The organism is Streptomyces sp. NPDC058964, from assembly GCF_042741275.1.
Taxonomy (GTDB): Bacteria; Actinomycetota; Actinomycetes; order Streptomycetales; family Streptomycetaceae; genus Streptomyces.
On the sequence record NZ_JBHYKH010000873.1, the window covers coordinates 1 to 2,030 of the forward strand.

Below are 2,030 nucleotides of genomic sequence, written 5' to 3' on the forward strand. Positions count from 1 at the left end.
GAGCGCTGGACGCCGTCGCGCGCATCGCCGCCACGGTCCGGGTCCCGGTCAGCGCCGACATCGAGAGCGGCTACGCGAAGGACCCGGCGGGCGTCGCCGACACCGTCCGCGCGGTGCTCGTGGCGGGCGCGGTGGGCGTCAACATAGAGGACGCGTTCCACGAGGAGGGGAGCGGGCCGCTGCGGCCGGTGGCCGAGCAGGCCGAGCGCATCGCCGCCGCACGGCAGGCGGCCGACGATCAGGGCGTGCCGTTGTTCGTCAACGCCCGTATCGACACCTTCCTGCGCGGTGCCGGGGGAGTGGACGCCACCCTGGAGCGGGCCGCCGCCTTCCGCGCCGCGGGCGCCGACGGGATCTTCGTGCCCGGGGCCGTCGACCCGGACACGGTCAAGGCGCTCGTCGCGGGCGTGGACGGGCCGCTCAACGTACTGGTGGGCCCCGGCGCGCCGTCCGTGGGCGAACTCGCCGCCCTCGGCGTGGCCCGGGTGAGCGCCGGCTCGAGCCTGGCCGAGGCCGCCCACGCCGTCGTCCGCCGCGCCGCGCGGGAGCTGCTGGACGCGGGAACGTACGGGGCGCCGGCGGACGGGCTCGCCTACGGCGAACTCAACGCCCTGCTGGCGCGGGAGTGCTAGGTCAGCAGGCGTCCCGCATCAGTTCGGCCAGGTCGTGGTCGAGGTCCAGCTGCAGGTGCTCGAGACCCACGGGCACGAGGCCGCTCGTGGCCTGCAGGAACCGGCGGATCTCGCCCGTGCGGACATGCACCACGGCCGTGCCCTCGGGGGCGTGGAACTCCAGTACGGTGCGGTCGTACCCGTACGGCCGCACCCGTACGTCACCGTGGCCCTCCGGGCCGTGCAGACCCGCCGCGAGCAGCTCGCGGGCGAAGGTCCAGCACACGTCCACGCCCTCCAGGGTGGCCGGGGCGGGGAAGGTCATCTGGACGGCGTACGGGTCGTGCCGGTCGTAGCGCAGCGTGGCGGGAATGCTCGGCATGCGCGGTGCGGCGGCGACGAGGCGGGCCTCTACGGGCTGCTCGATGACGGTGGACAACGCCTTGCTCCCTCGTGACGGCTGAACGAACTTCCGGGTTGATGCGACCTGGCACTGGAAGAGACGTCGGAATCGGCCAATCCGTGCACACGAATTCCGAGTGACCTCGGTCACCGCTTCCATGCAGGCGTGTGGCCGGGGCCGTCCGGGCTGCCCCCAGGGGCGGCTGAGGCCCCCTGGACGGCCGGAGGGCCGTGGGCTAGCTTCGCCCGCCATGAGGCGCTTGGGAAGCACGCGACGCACGAGACGTACGAGCCGGGTGCTGGCCGCGGGGGTGGCCTGCGGAGCCGCGCTGGCCGCGCTGACGGCCGGACCCGCGCAGGCCGCACCGCCCGGCCACCGCGCACCGCACTGGGAACTCAAGGACACCGGCACCCCCGGCGTCCGCTTCCGCGGGCTGTCCGCCGTCAGTCGCGACACGGCCTGGCTGGCCGGAACCGGCGGTACCGTCCTGCGCACCACCGACGGCGGCGCGAGCTGGCGGAACGTCTCTCCGCCGGGCGCTGCCGATCTGCAGTTCCGGGACGTCGAGGCGTTCGACGCGCGGCGCGCGGTGGTGCTGGCCATCGGGGAGGGCGAGGCCTCCCGCGTCTACCGCACCGACGACGGCGGAGCCACCTGGACCGAGTCCTTCCGCAACACCGACCCGAAGGCGTTCTACGACTGCCTCTCCTTCTTCGACCGCCGCCACGGCCTCGCCATGAGCGACCCCGTGGACGGAAAGTTCCGCATCCTGTCCACCGGCGACGGCGGACGCACCTGGCGGGTGCTGCCCGCCGAGGGGATGCCCGCCGCCCTCGACGGCGAGGCGGGCTTCGCCGCGAGCGGACAGTGCCTGGTCACCTCCGGTCCCAGGGATGCCTGGCTGGCCACCGGCGGCGGCGCCCACGCGCGCGTGCTGCATTCCGCGGACCGCGGCCTGACCTGGACGGCCACCGACACGCCGGTCCCGGCCGGCGACCCGGCCCGCGGTGTCTTCG

At 74.8% G+C, this 2,030-nt stretch carries 3 protein-coding genes; 2 read left to right on the forward strand and 1 reads right to left on the reverse strand.

Annotated features, from left to right (window positions below; genetic code table 11):
* A partial coding sequence (locus ACFW2E_RS45840; protein ID WP_384477840.1) for an isocitrate lyase/phosphoenolpyruvate mutase family protein occupies nt 1-632 on the forward strand: 632 nt, incomplete at its 5' end.
* Between the two features lies 1 nt (nt 633).
* Here the strand turns inward: ACFW2E_RS45840 and ACFW2E_RS45845 are convergent.
* On the reverse strand, nt 634-1,050 hold the full coding sequence (locus ACFW2E_RS45845) for an SsgA family sporulation/cell division regulator (protein WP_384477843.1): 417 nt from the start codon (nt 1,048-1,050) through the stop codon (nt 634-636).
* Nucleotides 1,051-1,264: 214 nt separating this feature from the next.
* Here ACFW2E_RS45845 and ACFW2E_RS45850 point away from each other — a divergent pair.
* A partial coding sequence (locus ACFW2E_RS45850) for a WD40/YVTN/BNR-like repeat-containing protein (RefSeq protein ID WP_384477845.1) occupies nt 1,265-2,030 on the forward strand: 766 nt, incomplete at its 3' end.